At 55.3% G+C, this 22,723-nt stretch carries 17 protein-coding genes; 13 read left to right on the forward strand and 4 right to left on the reverse strand.

Annotation, left to right across the window (positions count from 1 at the left end):
* Window positions 1–184: 184 nt before the first annotated feature.
* The 8 genes from AACH44_RS00615 (at window position 185) to AACH44_RS00650 (ending at window position 10,971) form a co-directional block, all read left to right on the forward strand.
* A complete protein-coding gene (locus tag AACH44_RS00615) occupies window positions 185–2,749 on the forward strand; it encodes a DUF5682 family protein (protein WP_338659455.1) in 2,565 nt (854 codons plus the stop codon).
* Complete coding sequence (locus AACH44_RS00620; protein ID WP_338659456.1) at window positions 2,746–3,885, forward strand: VWA domain-containing protein; 1,140 nt, start codon at window positions 2,746–2,748, stop codon at window positions 3,883–3,885. Before AACH44_RS00615 ends, AACH44_RS00620 begins: the two co-directional genes overlap by 4 nt.
* Window positions 3,882–5,954 carry an SWIM zinc finger family protein gene (locus AACH44_RS00625; RefSeq protein WP_261846870.1) on the forward strand — a complete coding sequence of 691 codons (2,073 nt, stop codon included), beginning with the start codon at window positions 3,882–3,884 and terminating at the stop codon, window positions 5,952–5,954. Before AACH44_RS00620 ends, AACH44_RS00625 begins: the two co-directional genes overlap by 4 nt.
* 294 nt (window positions 5,955–6,248) lie before the next feature.
* Complete coding sequence (locus tag AACH44_RS00630) at window positions 6,249–7,436, forward strand: sugar transporter (protein ID WP_261846869.1); 1,188 nt, start codon at window positions 6,249–6,251, stop codon at window positions 7,434–7,436.
* Between the two features lie 31 nt (window positions 7,437–7,467).
* Window positions 7,468–8,370: a CDF family cation-efflux transporter FieF gene (gene fieF, locus AACH44_RS00635; protein ID WP_261846887.1), complete on the forward strand. Its 903-nt coding sequence runs from the start codon at window positions 7,468–7,470 to the stop codon at window positions 8,368–8,370.
* A gap of 207 nt (window positions 8,371–8,577) precedes the next feature.
* Window positions 8,578–9,540 carry a 6-phosphofructokinase gene (gene pfkA, locus AACH44_RS00640; protein WP_005976493.1) on the forward strand — a complete coding sequence of 321 codons (963 nt, stop codon included), beginning with the start codon at window positions 8,578–8,580 and terminating at the stop codon, window positions 9,538–9,540.
* Between the two features lie 60 nt (window positions 9,541–9,600).
* Window positions 9,601–9,831, forward strand: a complete 231-nt coding sequence (locus AACH44_RS00645) for a hypothetical protein (protein ID WP_261846868.1) — start codon at window positions 9,601–9,603, stop codon at window positions 9,829–9,831.
* A 210-nt stretch (window positions 9,832–10,041) separates the two neighbouring features.
* On the forward strand, window positions 10,042–10,971 hold the full coding sequence (locus AACH44_RS00650) for a LysR family transcriptional regulator (RefSeq protein ID WP_261846867.1): 930 nt from the start codon (window positions 10,042–10,044) through the stop codon (window positions 10,969–10,971).
* Here the strand turns inward: AACH44_RS00650 and AACH44_RS00655 are convergent.
* The 4 genes from AACH44_RS00655 to AACH44_RS00670 form a co-directional block, all read right to left on the reverse strand.
* The gene (locus tag AACH44_RS00655; RefSeq protein WP_261846866.1) at window positions 10,958–11,689 is read right to left on the reverse strand and encodes a DUF6250 domain-containing protein; all 732 of its coding nucleotides are present in this window, start codon (window positions 11,687–11,689) and stop codon (window positions 10,958–10,960) included. The two genes, AACH44_RS00650 and AACH44_RS00655, sit on opposite strands and share 14 nt — an antisense overlap.
* Window positions 11,689–14,460, reverse strand: coding sequence for a Tat pathway signal sequence domain protein (locus tag AACH44_RS00660; RefSeq protein WP_261846865.1), 2,772 nt, complete (start codon window positions 14,458–14,460; stop codon window positions 11,689–11,691). Before AACH44_RS00660 ends, AACH44_RS00655 begins: the two co-directional genes overlap by 1 nt.
* Before the next feature lie 4 nt (window positions 14,461–14,464).
* Entirely contained in the window at window positions 14,465–16,735 is a 2,271-nt protein-coding gene (locus AACH44_RS00665) for a TonB-dependent receptor (RefSeq protein ID WP_338659458.1), read from the reverse strand.
* An 80-nt stretch (window positions 16,736–16,815) separates the two neighbouring features.
* Window positions 16,816–17,823 carry an ABC transporter substrate-binding protein gene (locus AACH44_RS00670; RefSeq protein WP_261846863.1) on the reverse strand — a complete coding sequence of 336 codons (1,008 nt, stop codon included), beginning with the start codon at window positions 17,821–17,823 and terminating at the stop codon, window positions 16,816–16,818.
* Window positions 17,824–18,268: 445 nt separating this feature from the next.
* On the opposite strand from AACH44_RS00670, the gene AACH44_RS00675 reads away from it, so the two are divergent.
* Genes AACH44_RS00675 through AACH44_RS00695 form a run of 5 tightly spaced genes read left to right on the forward strand, consistent with a single transcriptional unit; the run spans window position 18,269 to window position 22,649 of the window.
* Window positions 18,269–19,129 (forward strand): energy transducer TonB, encoded by an 861-nt coding sequence (locus AACH44_RS00675; protein WP_261846862.1) that lies wholly within the window; start codon window positions 18,269–18,271, stop codon window positions 19,127–19,129.
* Between the two features lie 10 nt (window positions 19,130–19,139).
* Complete coding sequence (locus AACH44_RS00680) at window positions 19,140–19,856, forward strand: MotA/TolQ/ExbB proton channel family protein (protein ID WP_261846861.1); 717 nt, start codon at window positions 19,140–19,142, stop codon at window positions 19,854–19,856.
* A gap of 1 nt (window position 19,857) precedes the next feature.
* The gene (locus AACH44_RS00685; RefSeq protein WP_261846860.1) at window positions 19,858–20,259 is read left to right on the forward strand and encodes an ExbD/TolR family protein; all 402 of its coding nucleotides are present in this window, start codon (window positions 19,858–19,860) and stop codon (window positions 20,257–20,259) included.
* 21 nt (window positions 20,260–20,280) lie between these two features.
* On the forward strand, window positions 20,281–21,888 hold the full coding sequence (locus AACH44_RS00690) for an ABC transporter permease (protein ID WP_261846859.1): 1,608 nt from the start codon (window positions 20,281–20,283) through the stop codon (window positions 21,886–21,888).
* Window positions 21,889–21,905: 17 nt separating this feature from the next.
* On the forward strand, window positions 21,906–22,649 hold the full coding sequence (locus AACH44_RS00695; RefSeq protein ID WP_261846858.1) for an ABC transporter ATP-binding protein: 744 nt from the start codon (window positions 21,906–21,908) through the stop codon (window positions 22,647–22,649).
* Window positions 22,650–22,723 lie beyond the last annotated feature (74 nt).

Here is a 22,723-nt window from a genome sequence, read left to right on the forward strand (position 1 = left end):
GGCCGTGGCCTAATGCTCGTCACTCTTGAGCCTCATCGTAGGAGAAACACAGGGATGATATTCCCGCAGGGACCCCTCGCCCTGTGGTCGCTCCGTGTACCTCGGCTCTTAAACGATCGGCATTAGGCTGTAGTCCATTGTTACTGATTACTTCACGGACTCTTTTTCATGAGGAAACGCGCCAGTGAGTCTTTCGAACATCGTACTGCCCGCACGGATGAAACAGGCGCTGGCAACATGGGATTTTTTGCAGTCGCAGCAGATCTATTTTGCGCCGGTTCGCCACCATAGCCCCGCTTGTGCCTACGGCCTGCTGTCATTGATTGACGATATCCATCCCGATCACATTCTGATTGAGGCCCCGGTCAGTTTTAATCACCTGTTGCCCGATTTGCTTCACCCTGATGCGAAACCCCCTATCGCGGTGATGGGGCAGGCTGACGTTCAGTCCCGTGAGCCGCAAGAGGGCGAAACGCCGCAAGCGACCACGCGTAGCGCTTTTTTCCCTTTTTGTGACTACTCGCCCGAGTGGGTTGCGCTGCACGCCGGGCAGCGTCACAACGCGACACTGCGCTTTATTGATTTGCCGTGGGCTGAGCAAAGCGCGATTGAAGAACGTCAGAACGATGTCAGCCAAAGCCTGCAAGCAGAACGCTATCTCGCCCACAGCCAGTTTATTTCGGCACTCGCCAGGAAATGCTACTGCCGCGATCACGATGATTTATGGGAACATTTATTCGAATTACGTTCGATTGAGGCGCTGACCGACTGGCAAGCGCTGTTCCGCGATACGCTGGTCTGGTGTGCGTTGGCACGATTGGATTATGAGCCTCAGGTTTTGGAAGCAGAGGGATCGGCACAGCGTGAGGCGCATATGCTCGCCGCTATCATGCAGGTTCGTGCTGAACATCCAACGGGGAAAGTTCTGGTGGTGACCGGGGGTTTTCATTCGCTGGCGCTGCTCGAAGGGCTGTCTCACGATGGTCAATCACTCAATGCCTTCACGGATGCCGCGCAAAAGCAGTACCAAAAACAGTTGAAGCAGGCGGAAAACGATAGCGCGTGGTTAATCCGCTATAGCTTTGACCGATTAGATGCGCTCAATGGCTATGCCTCCGGCATGCCCGCGCCCGCGTACTATCAGCGAAGCTGGCAAATGCTCATGGCGCAGCGAGGCGATAGGCAGGCAGAAAAGGCGTTGCCGCCGCTCACGACTCAGGAATACCGCAATAACATGGGGATGCGTTTTTTGTCTGAGGTTGCCAGCATGCTCCGGGCTAAAGCGTTTGACGATCCCCCCAGCTATATCACGGTAAAAAATGCGGTAGAGCAGAGTGTTCGCTTAGCAGCATTGCGCGGGCATGAAGGCCCCGGTCGTTACGATCTGCTGGATGGGCTACAAAGTAGCTTTATCAAAGGCAGCATCGATGATGCGCAGAGTGAACTGTGGCTTGAAATTCAAAAAACATTTTCTGGCCATGCGCTAGGACAGATTCCGGCAGGTAGCGCGACGCCATCGCTGGTTGCTGAAACTTATCGGTTAGCGAAATATCACCGCTTTAAACTCGATGACACGCTGGTCAAACTAAGCCGCCTGGATATCTATCGCAACCCGCAGCATCGCGCACGTAGCCGTTTTCTGCATCTGCTGAGCTTCCTTGAAGTCGGCTTCGCGACGCGCAGTAACGGCCCTGATTTTTTGGGCGGTCATCATCTCGATCTGCTATTTGAAGAGTGGCACTATGCGTGGACTCCCTCGACCGAAGGGCGGTTGATTGCGCTCTCGGAGAAAGGAAGCCAGCTCGAAGCGATTGCGATCGATAAATTAGTCTATCTGGAAAAGCAGTTAGAGGAACAGGGGCAGAATCGGTCGAGTAAAAATGCGGTGCATGTGCTGATTCAGGCCGCGCTATTAGGGCTACAGTCACGTTTAGCCGGGCTATTTCGTTTATTACATGACGATATACACAACGATTTCCGCTTAGATTCACTCGTTGAATGTGGGCATAGCCTGATTCATCTCTGGCGCGGGCGTGATTTTCTTGGCTTACGCCATCAGCCTGAATTAACGCAACTCTTGTTTAAGCTGGTTCCACAGGCGCTGTTTTGTTTACCGACTCTCACCGCAGGCGATGAATCCCAGCAGGAAACGCATTTTACGGCACTGCTTGCCTTGCGTGAGCTGATTGAATTTATGCCTACGATCGACCCCTCCAGTACCGCCAACCGCGATTTTTACCACCAATTGAAGCAGATTGCCCCAGCGTTAAAAGGCGTGCCGTTATTAAAAGGGGCGGTTGATGCGCTGCGCTATCTCGGTGATGACATTGATGAGCGTGCCCTTGAGGACAACCTATCGAACGTCTTTAGCCAGGGGGGCGATCCTGAGCAGGCGGTTCGCTACTTTGTGGGGCTAATGCGCGCGGCGCCTGAGCTGATTATCAAGACGCCGCGTTTAGTCGATAAGCTAAATAGGCTGATTTCGCAGTGGGATGATGACCGTTTCCTGCATGTGTTGCCCGACCTGCGCTTTGCCTTCAGCCAACTGACCCCGAAGCAGAATGCGACATTAGCGAGTTATATCGCCGAGCAATGCGGTTTCTCTGAGCCGGATATGCACCTTTGGCAAGCGGATTTCACGGAGCGGGAGATGCTACAGACGATACAGTTAAATCAACAGCTGCAACAACAGCTGGCGGAAAACGAACTCCTGTCATGGTACGAAACCGAGAAAGGGCCAGCCCGATGAGTGCGCATGATGATAAAGAAAAAAATGGCAAACGTTGGCGCTTGATTCTGGGCCACTATGCCGATGAAGCATTAGGTCAGGCGGCGTTTGATGCGCAGGATCTGAAGGTGGAACGCACGCTGGATTACCTCTATCGCCGTGAATATCAGCGCCGTGGCCTCAAGCAGGAAGGTGGACGCCACGGCTCGTTGGATCAGTCTCAACTGACGGCGGTGAACTGGCTGAATCAGGCGCGTAAATTATTCCCCAGCAGCACGTTTGAGCGGATGCAATCGCAGGCGATTGAACGCTATGAAATAACACATTTATTCAACGACCCACAGGCTCTGCAAACGATGGAACCTACGCCCGTGCTGGCTAAGGCGTTATTGAGTTTACGTGGACGGATGAATGAACAGACGCGTGAAGCGGTACGCGACATTATTCGTAAGGTGGTAGATGAGATATTACGCACGCTGAGGCCAACCTTTACGAATGTGCTTACCGGCCGTCGTCATCGCTTCCGGCGTTCGCCGATCGCCAGCAGTCAAAATTTCGACTGGCGTGCCACGATTGCGGCCAATCTTAAGCATTTTGATCGTGATAAAAATCGTCTGGTCATTGAAACACCCCATTTTAATTCACGCATGCAGCGGCATATGCCGTGGGATGTGATTCTGTGCGTTGACCAAAGTGCGTCGATGTCCAGTTCAGTGATGTATGCGGCGGTCTGTGCCAGCATTCTGGCGGCATTGCCTGCGGTACGGGTATCGTTGATTGTGTTTGATACACAGGTGGTGGATTTGTCGCACCTTGCCCACGATCCGGTTGAGGTACTGATGACGGTTCAACTCGGAGGCGGGACGAATATTGCGAAGGCCATGCAGTATTGCGAACAGCGCGTACAAAACCCGAAACGTACTATCGTGGCGTTAATCAGTGATTTTGAAGAAGGTGGCGCGCTGAGTCACCTGCTCAGCTGCGTGCAGCGTATGCACAGCCAGCAAATCACGCTGTTAGGGCTGGCGGCACTGGATGATGCGGCACACCCGGTCTACGACGCCGCCATCGGGCAAAAATTGGCCGATCGCGGTATGCAGGTTGCCGCGTTAACACCGGAGCATTTTGCGCAATGGCTGGCGGAGGTGATGCGATGAACTGGCAACGCCTCTACCTGAATTATGATGAAGACGCGCTGAGCGTTTTTGCCAATGTCGGTTTACTGCGCCGAGCCAAAAAAGATCTGGCGGGTGATAAGGTGACGTTGGTGACTGACGCCGGGCAAGAAGGGCATTTTGCCAGCGATGGTCAGAAAGTGGTGCTTGATGCGCAGGGGATACACACTGCACGGTGCGATTGCCCGGCTACCGGCTGCTGTAAGCACATTTTGGCGGCGGTGCTGTGGCTACAAACCCATGCTGAACGGGATGCGGATCAAACAGCTGCCCTCTCTGAGGAAACGGTAACACCACCGATAGATGTGCTTGCCGAGATCTTACTGCTCGATCCTGCTGTCTTAATGAAGCAGGTCGGCAAAGTGCAAACGCGGCATGCGGCGCGATTTGTACAAATGTGGGCGGAAGAGTCGGTGAGGACGGAACTGCTGCCAAACCAGCTTAAAATTTACCTGCCAATGCTGGAAAGCCCCGTGATCTATCTGGCTGGAACGGGGTTGACTGGCATGCTGTCGGATTTCTTACGTGAGAAGCAGCCAGCCTTGCATCTTGCTGCCATTGCCCGTCTCTTTGCAGAAAATCAGCGCGTCTGGCCGTGGCCAGCGGAGTGTTTCGCTCAGGAATCAAATGAAAGGGCGTTAAATGCGGATGAGCAAGCGCTGATTGCTATGCTGAAGGCGTTTATCCATGACGTCCTGAATCAGGGGCTGTCGCACATCAGCAAAAGCAGTGCGCGGCAGCTTCATTTGCTGAATATGTCCGCCCGTGCAGAAGGATTACCGCGATTGGCGGGCTACCTGCGCACGCTGAGCGGACAGGTTAGTTTATTAGCGGAAAGGCATTACAGCCTGGAAGAACGTGATGTCCTGCTGTTTATTGCCCGTCTGTCGGCGTATTTATACCAGCTTGAGCAGGCGAGCCCTGAACGTTTGCTGTTGCTGCGTGGGCAGGTGCGGCGGCAGTATCAACAGCAGCCTGAGGCGTTATCGCTTGTGCCGTTAGGGGCGCAGTGGTGGGTGACTGAGGGCGGTGCGCGCGGTGCGACCTTTTCGTTTTGGGAGAGTGAAAACCAGCAATTATTGCATTGCACGCAAGCGCGAGCCGATTACCACGATGTGACGTTCAGCCAGCAGGGTGTGTGGCAGGGACAGGCCATGTGGAAACAACTGGGCGAGCAGATCATGCGTGCCCCGTTTACGCTGCACCACCCGCGTTTTTCTGACGAGGGTAAATTGGCCGCGGGCGGTGAAAGTTTCGCGAACCTTGAGGGCACGCCGTGGCCTGCTGCGTCATATGAGCAGTGTAAATCGACGGGAGGCATTGCCGATTGGTCGCAGCTGTTTCGCTACTTTGAGCAAGAGAATCAGGACTACCCATTGCCTCTGCTGCTGCATGTGCATCGCTATGAACCTGTCGTCTGGCATGAAGTTGAACAGCGTATCGTCTGGCCAGTTTTTGACGACGCGGGTAATGCTCTTTACCTGAGTCTCAACTGGAAAAAGGCACAGCACCAGCGGATAGATAGGCTCAAGCAAGCCACTCAGCAAAAGTGGGAGATTGTGGCGGTGTTGGTGCAGCCTCGCCGCCGTGGGAATGATATTGACCTACAGCCTTATTCTCTGTTGGTAAGGGATGGCGGCACGGTGAGGGCGTTCTGTCTGGACTTTCAGACCATCAAAAGCGAGAAGAAAGCACAGGGCTTTATTAGCTATATTCAAACGATGCTGGCTGAGAAGAAGCAGAAAAAAACGGTGCAGCGTCCACCGCTTACGCTGGCACAGCGAATTTGCCAGCCGATCCTGGATGTGTTGGACGCACAGGCTTGCACCGGGCGGCGGCAGTTAACCACAACGCAAAGAGAGCAGTTGCAACATGCCATGAAAACCGCCAATGAGCTGGGCTTAACGCTTGTTGAGCGTGCGTTGTCGCAGTATATCGTGCAGCCTCAACCGGAGGTTGATCGTCTGCTGCGGGTCGTCTTTCTTTGCGACAGGCTTCAGCGTTTTCAAAACGGGTTGCCGATTGTGTTACGTCACGCTTCATCGGCGTAACGCTCCTTCCCCCGACCGAGGCAGGATAGTAATAGAGCAAGAAAAGGCACGAAAAAAGACAGCGTAAGGGAGTGGTAACGCGTAGAATATGAGCATCAAAAATGATGCTCATGAATGTTCCCTTACCTGTCTTCAGGCTTTTGGCTGACATCCTCATAAAAGCACGCTGAAACATCGTTGGCCGCTCGCCATTACATGGCGATGTCATACTTTCCCTGTACCATTGCTCCACCGCGTTAGCCTCTGCCGTGACAGGGGGCGCATTCTTTTATTTTAACTTTTGATATCAATACCATGACCCGTTCTCCTCGTTCGACCGCCTGGTTACGTGTCGTCAGCCTTTCTCTGGCGGCATTCATTTTTAACACCGCTGAGTTTGCTCCTGTCGCGCTGTTGTCAGACATCGCCGCCAGCTTTTCCATGAGCGCCGCACAAGTTGGGCTGATCATTACGATTTACGCCTGGGTGGTTGGGCTGATGTCGCTGCCCTGCATGCTGTTATCCAGCGATATGGAACGACGCAGCCTGCTGATCAAAATCTTTATCCTGTTCGCCATCAGTAACGTGCTATCCGGCCTGGCCTGGAATTATTGGGTGCTGGTTATGGCTCGTATCGGCGTCGCGCTGTCGCATGCGGTGTTCTGGTCGATTACGGCATCATTGGTGGTACGTCTGGCGCCTGCGGATAAAAAAGCGCAGGCGTTGAGCCTGCTGGCGACTGGGACGGCGCTGGCGCTGGTACTGGGGTTACCGCTAGGGCGTGTGGTCGGGCAGTATCTGGGCTGGCGCGTAACGTTTGTCCTTATTGGCCTGATCGCTGCGGTGATTATGCTGGGTCTGATGAAGCTCCTGCCGGTGTTGCCGAGCAGTAATTCTGGTTCGCTAAAAAGCTTGCCTCTCCTGCTGAAGCGCCCTGCGCTGCTGTGTGTATACGGCCTGACGGTCATGATCGTAACGGCGCACTTTACCGCCTACAGTTATATTGAGCCGTTTATCCAGAAAGTGGCGTTGTTGAGTGAAAACTTCACCACCATCCTGCTACTGGTTTTTGGTGGTGCTGGCATCATTGGCAGCATGTTGTTTAGCCGCTACAGCAGTCAGTATCCGGCGGGTTTCCTGATTGTCTCGTTCGCGTTTCTGGCGGTGTGTTTGCTGCTCTTGCTACCGCTGTCATTCAGTGGCTGGAGCCTGTCGACGCTGTGTATCGTCTGGGGAATCGCCATTATGGCGCTGAGCCTGGGTATGCAGGTTAAGGTGTTGACGTTGGCATCGGACGCCACCGACGTGGCGATGGCGCTCTATTCGGGGATTTATAATATTGGGATTGGCGGCGGTGCGCTGCTCGGTAATCAGGTCATTATCCATCTTGGTCTGCCCGATATCGGTTACATGGGGGCGGCGATGGCGGTGCTGGCGACGATGTGCTGTATTTTCACGTTTGTTCGCTATTCCCGTGTGTTAAAAACGTCATTAACGAGCTGAATTCGGGCAACAGACCTTCTGTGAGGGCATGATGAATCCACACTATGCACGTTTGGTGACGCTGGCGGCGGTGAGTGCGACGGCTGTGGCGCTGGTGCTGTTTGTGATGAAAGTGTTCGCCTGGTGGCATACCGGTTCGGTAAGCCTGCTGGCGTCGCTGGTCGATTCGTTGGTGGATATTGCCGCGTCGCTGGTGAACCTGCTGGTGGTACGCTATTCGTTGCAGCCAGCGGATACGGAGCACGCGTTCGGTCACGGCAAGGCGGAATCGCTGGCTGCGCTGGCGCAGAGCATGTTTATTTCCGGTTCGGCGCTGTTCCTGATCCTGACGGGGCTGCAACATTCTCTGGAGCCGCAGGCGTTGCACGCGCCAGAAGTCGGCATGTGGGTGACGCTCATTGCGCTGTTGGCTACGCTGATGCTGGTCTCGTTCCAGCGCTGGGTGGTTAAATGCACGCATAGTCAGGCAATACGTGCGGACATGCTGCATTATCAGTCCGATCTGTTGATGAACGGTGCGATTCTGCTGGCGCTGGCACTCAGTTGGAAAGGCATTACGCGTGCCGATTCCCTGTTTGCGTTGGGGATCGGCGGCTATATTTTATATAGCGCATTACGTATGGGATATGACGCGGTGCAATCGCTGTTGGATCGCGCGCTGCCGGAGGACGAGCATCGCGCTATTGCTGAGGTGATTGCGAACTGGCCGGGCATTCGCGGCGCACATGCATTGCGCACCCGACGTTCTGGACCAACGCGCTTTATTCAGCTACATCTGGAAATGGATGACGCCCTGCCGCTGGTTCAGGCACACCAGATTGCCGCCGATCTGGAACAGGCATTACGTCAACAGTTTCCGGGAGCCGACATTATGATCCATCAGGATCCGGTTTCCGCCGTGCCGGAAAACCAGCGTGGTAGGTTGGCAATGTAGGTGACGGTATTTTCAGCATTTTGTGTTAAAAACGTGATAGGCCATGAAAATTTATGCACAATATAGCCTGACCTGAATCAATTCAGCTTCGGGTGTTTGTTATAATATGCTAATAAAAGAATAAGGCGTTGCTGCCTGCTTTAGGGCAGTGGTGAATTTACGATAGAAGAATCCTGCAAAATTACATCTACAAGTCCAGAGGTTGTCATGATTAGAAGAATCGGAGTGTTGACGAGCGGTGGCGATGCACCAGGTATGAATGCGGCAATTCGGGGTGTGGTTCGTGCTGCATTGTCGGAAGGGCTGGAAATTTACGGCATTTATGATGGCTATCAGGGCTTGTACGAAGATCGCATGGAGCAGTTGGATCGCTACAGCGTATCGGATGTGATTAACCGTGGCGGTACGTTCCTCGGTTCAGCGCGTTTCCCACAGTTCCGTGACGAGGCAGTGCGTCAGGTGTGTGTAGAAAACATGAAAAGACGCGGTCTGGATGCGCTGGTCGTTATCGGCGGTGACGGTTCCTACATGGGGGCCAAGCGTCTGACGGAGATGGGTTTTCCCTGTATCGGCTTGCCCGGCACGATTGATAACGACGTTGCGGGAACGGACTACACCATTGGTTACTTTACCGCGCTGGAAACCGTGCTGGAAGCGATTGACCGCCTGCGCGACACCTCTTCTTCTCACCAACGTATTTCCATTGTTGAAGTCATGGGACGCCACTGCGGCGACCTGACACTGGCGGCGGCAATTGCAGGTGGCTGTGAATTCATCGTCCTGCCGGAAGTGCCGTTTAGCCCGGAAGATCTGGTTTGCGAAATCAAAGCGGGCATCGAGAAAGGCAAAAAGCACGCGATTGTGGCGATTACCGAGCTGGTGTGTGACGTTGATGAACTGGCGAGATACATTGAAAAAGAAACGGGGCGTGAAACCCGTGCCACCGTACTCGGTCACATTCAACGCGGTGGCTCGCCGGTCGCGTATGACCGTATTCTGGCTTCTCGCATGGGCGCGTACTCTATTGAACTGCTACAGCAGGGCTACGGTGGCCGCTGTGTCGGTATCCAGAATGAAAAAATGGTGCACCATGACATCGTTGATGCCATCGAGAACATGAAGCGTCCGTTCAAAGGCGACTGGCTGGAGACAGCGAAAAAATTGTTCTGATCCCGAAAGTTAATGTTCTCTGTCTCTTAGTCCATTTTATGCGGACGCCGAGACGGTTTCGTGCGCGATAATGTCGTTATTTTCATGCTACCCCGTAGCACGCGCCCGACACGGGGCGGCTTAAGCGCCGCTCGCCCCGTGACCCCTTGGCTTTTGGCGCGAATTATGCCGCTACGCGGTGCCTTCGTCGGTATCTGGCTTAACGGACCGCTTGCGACACGTTCCCGACGTGGCGCAAGCTTTCGCCGCGTCCCTGCGGCTCATCCTAAGCCCGCTATCTCCTCAGCATAATTTTTTACGCCGGATAACGGCAAAACTCGCGATGCCTCTGGATTGGTGTGTAAGAGACTGAGCTAGGCACCGGAAATGAGTTATTTCCCCTAACATCGGCCGCTGTAGATATATAACTAGCAAGAATATAAACATCGGTTTTATTATTTTTTCTGCACGGCCAGACCTGTTAGCCTGAAAATTCCTTCCGTCCTGATGACACGCCGTGCCATGAATATCGATCTTCGCCAACTGCGTCACTTTATTGCCCTGATTGAGCATCGCAATTTTACGTCGGCGGCACAGGCGATGAAGCTGTCCCAATCCGCCTTTAGCCGTAGTATCCAATCTCTGGAACAGACGATTGGCACGCGTTTAATCGATCGCATGAACCAACTGGAGCCAACGCCGAAAGGGTTGGTGGTGCTGGAACACGCGCGTCGCCTGATTAACCAGACGCACGATCTGTTTAACGATATCCAGCAGTTCAATGAAAAAGAAGCGGGCGAAGTGAATTTTGGCTGCGGCCCGGCACCGGCCGCCTGGCTGATGCCGCAGGTGATCGGGGCTTTCTCTCAGCTGTACCCTAAAGTGCGGATGGTCTTTCGCGTTGATAACTGGCAGGCGCTGGGTCATCGCCTCATGGCCGAAGAGCTGGATTTTATCGTGGCGGATATGCGCAACTTTGAATTCGATACCCGCTATCGGGTACAGCCGTTGAGCCAGCATCGCTGGGGCTTTTGTTGCCGTAGCGGGCACCCGCTGGCCGCGCAGGAAGCGATTACCGTCGAGCAATTCTTCTCCTACCCGCTGGCGGCCACGATCCGCCCGCCCAACCTCCACCGTGCGCTGGTGCAACTGAGCGGTAAACTGGATATTCGCACCAATATTGAGTGTGAGAATGGTTACAGCCTGCTAGAGGTGGTGCGCCATTCTGATGCCATCGGAACAACCAATCATTTCAGTGAGCCCGATCGGCACGGCCTTCATATGTTGAAGATCGCGGGTCTGGACGACAACACCGACGAATTCTACACCCACTACGGCATCATTTATCTGGCGGATGCCCGGCTGTCTTTGCTGGCGCGTAAGCTGATCGACACCTTCGTGCAGGTCGATAGCGACCTGCACGGCGTGCCAGTGTCGCTTACAGCGGGGTAATGCTGAATTCGCTGATTTCCTGACGTGAAAATACCGTCCGAAAGCCGAAATAGCCCGGAGCGGGCGTGTTCGGGTAACTGGCGCGGAAATAGAGCACGTCATCGACCCAGAAACGCGTTTCCCGCCGATCCACTTCAATCACGATACGATAGCGATGATGAGGGCGCAGCAGATGCGCGGCATCGGTGTATTCGCCAAGCAGCAGGCGCTCGCCGTGGCCGTCGTAGTAACGAAAGCGCGTGGTGCTGTTCCAGTTGCCGCCCATGCCGACATAGTACAGATTCAGGCTGTCGTATTCGTTGAGCTTGCCGTGCCGGGTAAACAGGTTCGGATTATGCAGGTCGCGCGCGGCCCAGAACTGGTTGAGGTCGGACACGCGGTCATAGGGACAATCCGCGACCAAAATCTCCCGCGTAAAGGCGATGCGATAGGTGCCTGAGAGCGGCGCATCCAGCCAGATCGTCAGCCCGGCAGCGCTTTCCAGCGTCAGACGCTCAGGCGTGGTCTGGAGCGTCGTGCGGTCAGGATCTTCCTGCTCTATCTGCCAGCGTAACGGCTGACCCTCTGTATCGGTGGACCAGATAAGCGCTGAACGGTGGGGCGACGCGATGATAATGTTATGTGTGTCGCTTGTCTGTGGTGACAGCAGGAGCGTGTTTTCAATACAGCTAGGGTCAATCATGATGATGTCCTGTAACGTGCCGCCGGGTGGCGGCATTAAGAAGAAGCGGGAATGTCATCCAGCAGAGCCAGCAGGGCGATGGCGGTTAATCCCCATTGAGCGACGGCGTTGGTCGCCAGATTGGTTGCCTCGGTACTGCCGGAATGTTTATCAATGGTGGAATTGATCACCGGTTCGTTGATGGGGGAGAGCACGTCAGGCGGCGTCAGGCGTCGCTGCGTGAGCGTTGGGTTGGCTATGCCGCCGCTGCCCGCGGTAAATTCTGCCCAGGCGCGCTGCGCCAACGTGCGATCATTCAGTTGCCGCGCGGCATAAGCGGTCAGCCGGGCATGGCCTTGCGCTAAATTAAGTTTCCTCACTGTCTTGCCGAGCCGTGCGCTTAACGCAACGGGGTCGTTATAGAACCGACAGTAGTCGAGCCATGCGCGCGTAAAGGCCGGATCGGGCAGCACCTCAACCAGCTCACTACAGATCTCTGTCAGACCAAATACTGCGCTGAGGTGCGAAATCTCGATTTGCTCCGTAGGCGCGGGAATAAATCGCCCTGTATCGGGGTCGATGGCTGCGCTGCCAGTGAAAAAGCCGTGTGGCTGGGCGGCTAGCGTTTGCATGCTGTTGAGCAGGCGTTCACGTATGGCCGGATCGCCGTGGCGTTCCCAGGCTGTAAGCCAGGCCGCGGAGACGGCACCCCAGTCGGTGCCGAACCCTAGGCTGATATGATTGGGGCTGGCAGGATGTGTCTGGCCGATTTTGCGGCCGGGCAGCACCGTGTTTAGCGTGCGCAGCGCGTCAACCTGCTCATCCATCAGTTCACCGATGCGCTCATCGGCGGTGAGGTAGTAGAGAAAACGGCGGTTAGCGACGGTAGAAATACGCAACTGTTTGGCGCTGTCGCCCCAGTGGCGGACATTGTGCCGTGACCCCAGCGGGCTAAATTGCCCCAAATGGTGCACGTCAACTTCACCCGTGTGGCGCGTCATGGCTTCAGCCATGCGAAAGACCTCTGCGCGCCCGCTGTGCAGAAAGTAATACCAGAGCCACAGATCGGTACTCAGTTCCGAGTTATCCCACGCATAGCCGCCCACATCGTAACGCCAAACGTGACGGTCGCTGTCATAGGTATGCATGACATCGCCGAAATCCCAGAAGCCATACCATTTGCGCTGCTCGACCTCCTGCTGGTAGGCGTCGAAATACGCCCCCAACTGCTTCTCTAACTGGTTTCGGGCTGGTGTGGCGGCGGAGGCGGGCGCCCACATCGATCCAAATGCCTGTGCGCGGTACAAGTCCTGTGCGTCCGCGACCAGCAGCGGCGGTTGCTGCATACGTCGTGCTCGCGTCACCAGATTTTCCGCATCGGGCGTCGCGGGCAGCACATCAATAAACAGTTCGCTAGTGCGTGCCACGCCGACGGCCGAGCCGAAGTCCGGTTCGTAATCTTCATAAGTGATTGCCAGCCCTTCACGCTGTTTGTCATGGGTATCCTGACCCAGGCCGTCATGATAAAAGCGCATATCCATCGGTTCTGCCCACGGTGACCACAGCCAGAGAGTGACGGTTGCCACGTCGGTGTGGGCATTGTCGATTTCCAGACAGGCGGGGTAACTCTGCCAGAAATTGCGCAGGCCGAATGCTACGCCGCCGGTTGGCGTGCCCAGATAGCCGACGCCTGCTGCCCGTTCGCCCGTGGCGGAAAGCAACCAGCCTTGTCCGGCCTCGGTGCGTTTATGGATCTGAAAACCATCGGGATGGTGCTGGGTCAGGCGGTAGCTGCCAAACGCGGGAATGTAATCCAGACGTTTGCCAACCTCCGGCGAAAAATCGGCGATCGGCGGTGTCGCTCTCCCAGCGAGCTGTGCCGCGATAACGGCTGCACCGGGATCGCGGCGTAATCCGCTCAGACCGCGTACCGCTTCACGAAAAAGTCCACCGTGATCGGAAACGAAGCGTACATGGCGATCGTGCAGTTCCCCCTGTAGCGGCACATCGAACGCCAGCCCAAGCCCTTTCAGGCTAAGCCGATCGTCGTCGTTGTCATAGACAAGGGTATGGACCACGCGCAGCGAATCGGTATTTGCATAGCTATACAGCCGAATAATAAAGGGGATGCGCTTACCCCCCGGCTGTTGCGCATGGTGCGTACCGCGTAGCGCAATCACCGTGCGCTGCGACCCGCTTTGCTCTACGGTAGCCGTGTCGATCTCACCCTGATACGCTTCCTGTGTCAGCGTGCTATCCGTTTCCGTTCCACGCTGCATACGCAACACTAGCCTGCCGTTGGTTAACGCCAGCCGATTATCCCGCCAGATTTCTTCGATCAGGCGAGAGCCTGAACGTGGAATCACGCAACGAATATGGCCGGTATCGATTGTCCAGCCGCGCGCGTGTTCGCTGACCATCTCTAACCCTGTCGGCGTGTCCTTAGCGGAAATCGGGCGCAGCGTCAGGCCCTTTTCTGGCGCGGTATCGCCGCCCAGGGCATGCGCCGACCATTTAATCGAACCGTCTGGCCAATGGGCGAGCGGCCAGCTTTGCAGGTCATAGGCTTGCTGCTGTGCATTGTGCAACGCGAAATGGTTATCGTTATGCACCGCCCCTGGCGGCCAGGGAACGCCCCAGGTAACGCCCGTAAATGAACGGGGAGTCATCCCGTCCAGCCAGCGCAGGCTGACCTGCGGTGCGGCTCCGACAGCGCGGTTGGACGCCGCCGCCAAAGGCGCAGCGGCAGAGCTCCAAAACGGTGCCGACAGCGCCAGCAACGTGCTGTCACGCAGGAAGCGTCGGCGCGAGTAAGTCGTCTTGTCCATGACGTTAACCCTTGAAGTCGTAGCCGACGGATATGCCGACCATGCGCGGTTCGCCAATCACGCCCGTTGTGGCGCTGGAGCCTCTGACGGAACGGTAGTAATCCTTATCCAGCGCGTTTTTCACCCACAGCGACACGTTCCAGCGGTTGTCGCCTTGCTTGCCGCTCAGTCCGCTAGACAGGTTCAGTACACCATAAGCCGGAATTCGGTTGCTTTCGGAATCGTCCAGCGTGCCGTAGGCCCAGCTCCGCCATGACCATTGACCGGAAACCGAGGCTTGCAGATTGTTTGGCGTATCCCACTGATAACGCACGCGTGTGTTGTAGCTCAGCGTGGGGGATTTGAAGACGCGCTTTCCAGACATATCGCACGAGACCGCGGAAATTTCTGCCGGGCAGCGGGCGTTAGGGAAGTTCAGATAACTGGCATCCAACAGCGTACCGGCCAGACTGATGCTCAGGCCATCAAGCGGGCGCAGCGTCAACTGAGATTCCCCGCCGCGTGAGCGGAATTTCCCGGCGTTAATCAGGTAGCTGGTATCCGTTTCTTCGTCATAGGCGTTATTCTGGAAATCTTCGACAACGCTCCAGAACAACGCGGTATTCCATTCCACTTTACGCTGTAGCCAGTGGGTTTTGACCCCCAACTCCGCCGAGCGGGTTTTCTCTGGAGCGACGTACAGCGAGTCGATCCCCAGTTGCTTTGCCGCCCCAGATGACACGTTCAGACCACCGGATTTTTCCCCGTAGCCGAGTGTGAGGTAAGGGGTGACGTTCGGTGCCGCGAACCAGTTCAGACTGATAGAGCCAGAAGGCAGGTGGTTGGTTTGTGAGAGTGGGCCAGAGTCAAAGGTGGCGCGGTTTTTGCGAATGAACGTTCCTTCTTTTTTCTCATAGGTCTGGCGCAGGCCGACAATGACGTCCAACTTATCGGCAGCGTGCCAGGTTCCGCGACCATAGACGGAATAAACAGTGTCATCTAACGTGCCAAAGCGCTGAACGTTAATGCCCTGATAGCCATTGCCTACCCACGTCTGTACGCGATTGTCGTCGTAGTAGCGACTGTTTGCCTCGGTATCGAGGTTTTCTCCCCAGTAATCGACGCCCAGTGAATAATCAAACGTATTGCCTTTGGGTGAATCCAGCCAAAAACTTTGTGACCAGACGCGATCGCGCACGTCAGCGCCGCTATCGCGATAGAGTGGGATATTCCAGTTATCCGCCGTGCTGGGCAACACGCGGAAATAGCGCAGTGATGACAGAGAATTAACGCTATAGCTGCTTTTCAGCTTCCAGTTGGCCTCTACCGAGCCGCCGCCCTGTGCGACACGAATGACGTTTTCGTCATCCATCGCGACCTGACGACCACCGACGACCTTGAGGCCAGTTTGTTCTGCGCGAGTGCGAAAAGCATCGGTTGCGCTCACCAGCACCGAAACGGGGCGCTGGGTAGAATCGCTGTAATCGCCAGTGATTCTGAGGTTAAAACTGTCATTAGGCTGATAGAGCAACTGGCCGCGCACGCCGTTACTGGTACTGCCTCCGAGTTTATGGCCATTTTCGATATTCGTGACGTTTCCACCGCGTTCGGTACGGGACAGGTTGATACGGCCTGCCCAATGGTCGCTGAGTGGCCCGGAAGCCATCAGTTTGGATTGCAGGTAGTCGCGTTGTCCGAACGATTGCTCCAGTGAATATTCGGGTGTGAAAGTGGGTTTGCGGGTGCGAATGTCAATCGCGCCGCCGGTCGTATTAAAGCCATAGGCGGCGCCCTGTGCCCCTTTCAGTACGCGGGTGCTGTCGATATCCAGCAAATCGTTAGAGATGACACCGGGGCGGGATAAGTAGACGCCATCGACAAACAGCCCCACGCTACCCGGCATACCGATGTTGGTTCCGCTCTCGCCACCATCACCAATCCCACGAATGGTTACGGTCGTATCCATCACATCGACGGTATCGACATCCAGACCCGTTACGAGCTGTGACAGATCCTCAAAGCGATACACCCGCTCTTCTTCGAGCGTTTTGCCGTCGATCACCGATGCCAGCGTGGTCGGCGGTTGAACAGGCGCACGCTGGGCGTTAACTTTCACACGTTTCAGTTGGACGGGGGCGGCGGCGGCGGCTTCCGTGCGGGGCGCATTATCCGTTGCGATCTGCGGGTCGGCTGCTCGCGCCATCGCGGGGAGCGTTAAAACGCAGCTCATTACAATGCCCGATGTTATTTTATGCTGGTGTTTTTTTAAATACTGTTGGTGTCTTTTAAAATACATAGCGTTTTCCGAATTGAGTCAATAGGCTACCAATTGCCGTAAATTTCACGGCAATACGCGAGTTATAATTTGGGGGTAAATTACTGCGTTGCTTTTAGATAAGCATCATCCAGCCATTTATCGACATCAAACGGTTGTCGAATAAGACGCGATTCATAGGCCAAGGTGACAGCACGTTTTAATTTTTCCACGAAAGCGGTATCCAATTCTGGCGAAAGACGCTCAGTTAATGGCGGTAATGTATCCCACTCGACACGTAATATATTTTCCGGGTAACCTGACTGGGTCGCTAATAGCTGAATAAATTCATCCTTATTTTTATTGTCGCTGGCCCAGTTTGCCGCTTCTCGCTGAACCTTGACTAAGCGCCGCAGAATATCTTCGTTGCCTTTGGCAAATTTCTCATCCACCAACAGGAAGCCGCTGAGCTGGCCCGCCCCGTTCAGGTCGCTGCTGGAGAGTGGAATATCTGCCAGCCCTTTATCCCGCAAGGAAAGTGTATTGCTGCCGCCCCAGGTAGCATCAATCTGTCCGGCCGCTAATGCCGCGCTGGCGGCGGTGAAATCGAGATTAATTAGCTTAACGTCAGACGGTTTCAGGCCTTGCGAATCAAGCGCGCTGACGAAGGAAAGTTCACCTGCTGTTCCACGAAAGATCCCGATGCGTTTGCCTTTTAGGTCGGCAATTTTTCCAATGCCAGAGCCTTTTGCCACCGCCAGATAGTGATTGATGCCGCGTGACGCTGCCGCGATCACCCGGGTATCCAGACCGCGAGAACGACCGATAATACTGGCTAAATCGCCCAGATAGGCGACATCGACCTGATGGTTGCCAAACGCTTCATTAATGATGGGGCCAGCGCCTTTGATGAACGTCCAGCGCACGCTGATTCCATCTTTGCTAAATTCGCGCTCCAGCAGTTTTTGACTGTGGATGACATCAAGCAGACCACCGCCGCTGGGTTTTGTCCCCGCGCCAATGTCTGGCGCGGCAATACGAATTTCAGTGATTGCGGAGGTGATGCCTGACCAGGCCATACCCATTGCCAATACGCTGGTCACTAACCATTTTCGTCCTGATGTCGTCATTATTTTTACCCGCCAGTAATGAAATCGATGAATAGAAATTGTGTTATTGCGCCTGTTTCGAACGGCGTCATATGGTTGCAGAACCACATTTAAAGGCTTGGCAATAAACTGACTAATACAAAAAAAGCATTATTATTTTTAATAAATAGCTAAATCAGCATTCACCGTCTATTTCGCCGTTATGCAGCGAACGAAAAAAAACTATTCCAACTATGCATTAGCCTAGCAGGACTTATTGCCTTTAGTTTGTCATTAAACAATGGATGCGATTATCTTTCCGATGAAATAGATAATTAAATGAATATCGATATACAGATACATACGTTGACTTTATTAAGCTCTCGGGAAGAATCGATTATTCCACCGCTATTTCAGGTCATCTATCCATGACGCCTGCAATGTGAATTATGTCGGGTATAAATAAACACGGTCAGGAGCACTTACCATGACGGAATTACTCTATGCGGGAGCGGCGCCAGGATCCCGGTCTTATTCACCGGAGCCGACTCCGCATGCCAGCCGGGTGAGCGGCGTCGTGCAGCCGCGCTTGCCGACGTTGAATACGACGGTGTCATCCCAGCCAGAACGCTGGCTGGCGGTGATAGCGACGTTGCTATTGCATGCGGCAGTGCTGGCGTTATTCAACAGCGCGTCGACACCGCCCGTTACGGTGCCTGCTCGACCGCAGCCTGTCAGCGTTGAACTGGTTTCTACGGTAACAGAACCTGTGGTGCAAGAGGTTGTTCCGGTTGCCGAACCTGAGACACCGACGCCACAACCGCTAGACGCACCGACGATAACCGAGCCGCTCGTGGATGAAAGTGCATTACTGCCTCCTGCACCGGAAAAAAAAGTGCCGGAGAAAAAATCTGAACCTGTACCGAAAAAGACACCGGTGAAAAAGAGCGCTCCCGCGCCTAAACCGACGCTGCAACCCCAGACGGAAACCGCATCGACCGTTGTGCCAGCAACGCCTGCGCCGGTAGCGCAAAAGGCGGCGGTACAGCCCGTCGACGCACCGTTAACGCCGCCGCTGGCCAATGCTGATTACCTGCATAACCCTCCGCCGTCTTATCCCGACGTAGCGATTAGCCGTGGTTATGAAGGCACGGTGCTGCTGAATGTGCAGGTACGTGCTGACGGTAAGGTACAAACCATTCGTATTCATCAATCGAGCGGCTACCCGTCGCTGGACGAGGCGGCCAGAGACACGGTGGTGCGCTGGTCTTTCGTTCCCGCACGGCGCGGCAATCAGCCAGTTAGCGGCTGGGTGGTGGTTCCTGTCGATTTTTCGTTGAACTCATGAGGTATTGGTTATGACGCTCGGACACATTGAACTCTTTTCTGCAGAAGGCGCCGTGGTTCTGTTGCTGCTGTTATTTTCTCTCGTCACCTGGGGGCTGGGGTTGCTGAAGTTTGTCCAATACCGATTGGCACAACGGCGCGATCGGCGTTTCCGAGCGGCTTTCTGGCAGCAGGATGATGTCAGTCAAACGTTAGAAACCAGCGCTAAACAGCCCGGTTCGCTGGCTAATCTGGCACTGGCTGCCGTTAAAGCGCCGGAGCGGATTAGCAGCCAGCTGGCTTTGAATATTCATCTTCCCGATCGGGTTGAGCGCGCGCTGCAACAGCAGATTCAGCGCGAACGCCGCTCGCTGGAAAGCGGGTTGGCGGTGTTGGCCAGTATTGGCAGCACATCACCGTTTATCGGCCTGTTTGGCACCGTGTGGGGCATTATGGCAGCGTTGCAGGAGATTGGGCTTTCTGGTTCTGCCAGTCTCGACACGGTTGCGGGGCCGATTGGCAACGCGCTGATCGCCACCGGCATCGGGATTGCGGTCGCGGTTCCTGCCGTGCTGATCTACAACTACTTTTTACGCCGTCTCAAGCTGGCTGTCGCGGATATGGATGACTTCGCCCATGATGTCTACAGCGTGATGCAGGCGAACGATTTTCACGTCAGTGCGTTTCAGGCTAGCACGGAGCCACCTTCCGCGGCTTTCTCTGTAAAGAGTCTGAGAGAGGTGGTGTGAGATGGCGTTTACCTCGCGTAATGACGATGACGTCATGAGTGAAATGAATATCACACCACTCGTGGATGTCATGCTGGTATTGCTGGTGGTGTTTATCGTTACTGCACCGATGCTGACCAATGCCATTCCTATTCAGCTACCGAAAACGGCAGCGGTAGCCCCGGCCGATCGTGCCGATCCGATTGTTATTAGTATTGATGGTGCGCAGCGCGTCTTCATTAATAAAGAAAGCCTGGCACGCGAACAACTGGTGCCGCGCTTGCAGCAGGCGAAAGCGAGTAACACTGATTTAGTGGTGCAGGTACAAGCGGATAAAGAGGCCAATTACGGTGAGGTAGCGGCGCTGCTGGCTGATGTCGAGCATGCGGGGATTACGCGTTTATCTCTGCTGACGCAAAAATAACCTAGCCGGATATCGACGATCATGATGCCCAAATACGCACTGCGAATACGTTCCGCTTCTGATGCTTCGCTGACCGCCACGCTGTCGGCGGGATATTCCGCATTGGTCATTTCATTGATTGTGTCGCTCGTCGTGCCGCTGCTGGTTCTCGCTGGCTGGTGGCTTGCCAGTCGGCATGGATGGATGTCTGAGCAGATACTGCCTTCTCCGCTGGCGGTTATTGATAGTGCGCGGGATTTTATTCCCGAAGAACTGATTCACCAGTTACCTATTAGTCTGATGCGGCTTGCGATGGGGTTTAGCGGTGGGATCGCGCTGGGTCTGGTACTGGGCAGTCTGTTCGGCTTGCATCGACGCCTGAATGCGCTGTTTATGCCACTCTTCACCGTCATCGCTCAGATTCCGACATTGGCCTGGATACCGCTTTTGATGTTGTCACTAGGGATTGGTGAAGCGCTGAAACTGGTGGTGTTGGTGAAATCGGTAACGGTGCCAGTGACGCTTTATACCTGCGCCGGTATCCAACAAACACCACAAAAGTTGCATGAAATGGCACGTAGCCTGCGTTTACCGCCCGTCGCCTTCCTGCGTTACCTGATTCTGCCTGCCATGTTGCCGTATGTGATGACGGGGATTCGGCTGGCGTTTTCTACCGGATGGGTCGCCTTGATTGCGGTCGAGTTGCTGGCATCCAGCGAAGGGCTGGGCTATCTGCTGGTACAAAGCCGCCAACTGTTCATGCTCGATCTGGTGTTTGTCTGCATTTTGATTATTGGAATACTGGGATTTGCCGGGGAACGCGTGCTGCTGAAGCTGGAGCGCCGCTGGATTCACTGGCCTGCGCCGGTGCTGGGGCGCGATAGCCTGAGCACTGTGCTGCCGAGCCTGTCGCTGACGCCGTGGTTAGCGCCAGTGGTACTGGTTGCGTTGTGGCAGGTTAGCAGTACGCGCGAGTGGGTGAACGTGGCGTTTCTTCCCGCGCCGAGCGGTGTGATTGATGCACTGTGGTCGGGGTTGGCTCAGGGGGGGCTGTTGGCTGACCTGAATGCCAGCTTGCTGCGTGCGCTACAGGGCTTTGTGCTGGGAAGTGCGATCGGTGCGCTGGTCGGTGCGTTACTCGGCAATTGGCGTATTGCTGACAGGTTGTTTAATCCGGCACTGTCTGCACTGCGCTGTGTGGCGCTATTCGCCTGGTTGCCGCTGATCACGGCCTGGTTCGGTTTAGGGGAGAGCGCCAAAATCGTGTTTATCGCCGTGGCGGCGTTCTTTCCTGTGATGCTGGCAACCCGCCAGGGCATTGCGCAGCTTCCCCCTGCGCTATTGGAAGTGGCGCAGGTTCTGCGTCTGACGCCAGTGCAGACGCTTCGCACGCTGATACTGCCCAGCGTCTTGCCACCGCTGTTTTCCGGCCTACGGTTGGCGCTGATGCATGCGTGGACGGGCGCGATTGGCGCAGAATATTTCATGCCGTCGGGCGAGGGGCTGGGCGGCATGATGATTCGCGCACAACAGTTGCTTGAATCCGATCGCATCATGGCGGGTGTGGTGCTGATTGCGATCGTCGCCGCGCTCTTTTCCCGCTTGATGACCTTATCTGAACGGCGGCTGACCCGCTGGCGCTTTGCGTGACCGTTAACGGAGAATCTATGTCCCTGCATTTTCAGCATATTACCAAGTATTTTACCGTCAACGGCGCACCGCTGACGGTGTTACAGGACATCGATCTGTCGCTGCTCGCGGGCGAACTGGTTGCGGTCATCGGCGCCAGCGGCTGTGGTAAATCGACGCTGCTGCGCTTAGCGGCGGGGATTGATACCACCGAACGTGGGCGCATTCTGATTGGCGATCGGTCTGTGCGCGGTATTCCCGACGATGTCAGCCTGGTATTTCAGGAACCGCGCCTGTTTCCGTGGCTCACGGTGACGGACAATATCCGCCTCGGTATGCTTAACCTCAACCTTTCCGCTGCGGACGCGGCGCAGCGTATTACACACTATCTTCAGATTATGGGGCTGGAAGGCTTTGCCGACGCGTGGCCGCACCAGCTATCGGGCGGAATGGCGCAGCGTGTGGCGATCGCTCGTGGGCTGGTATCGACGCCGCGTATTCTCTTGCTGGATGAACCTTTCGGCGCGCTTGATGCGCTGACCAAACAGCAGTTGCAGGAACGTCTGGCGGAGATTCGCCGACAAACGGATTTGACGATATTACTGGTGACGCATGATGTGGAAGAGGCCGTTTTTCTGGCCGACAGGGTGGTGGTGATGTCACCTCGGCCGGGGCGGGTTAGTGCGATTCTGCCGGTCAATCTGGCTTATCCTCGCGATCGAACCAGCACCGCGTTATTGGAACAACGGCAAGCGGTTAGTCAGGCACTGCATCAGGCTTAACCGTTGGGAACACGTCAGGGCGGCGAAGTGACCTTTCCGCTGACGATGGCGTTTCGCTACTGACGGCGTTATCT

Origin of the sequence: Pectobacterium araliae, from assembly GCF_037076465.1 — a bacterium.
Lineage (GTDB): Bacteria > Pseudomonadota > Gammaproteobacteria > Enterobacterales > Enterobacteriaceae > Pectobacterium > Pectobacterium araliae.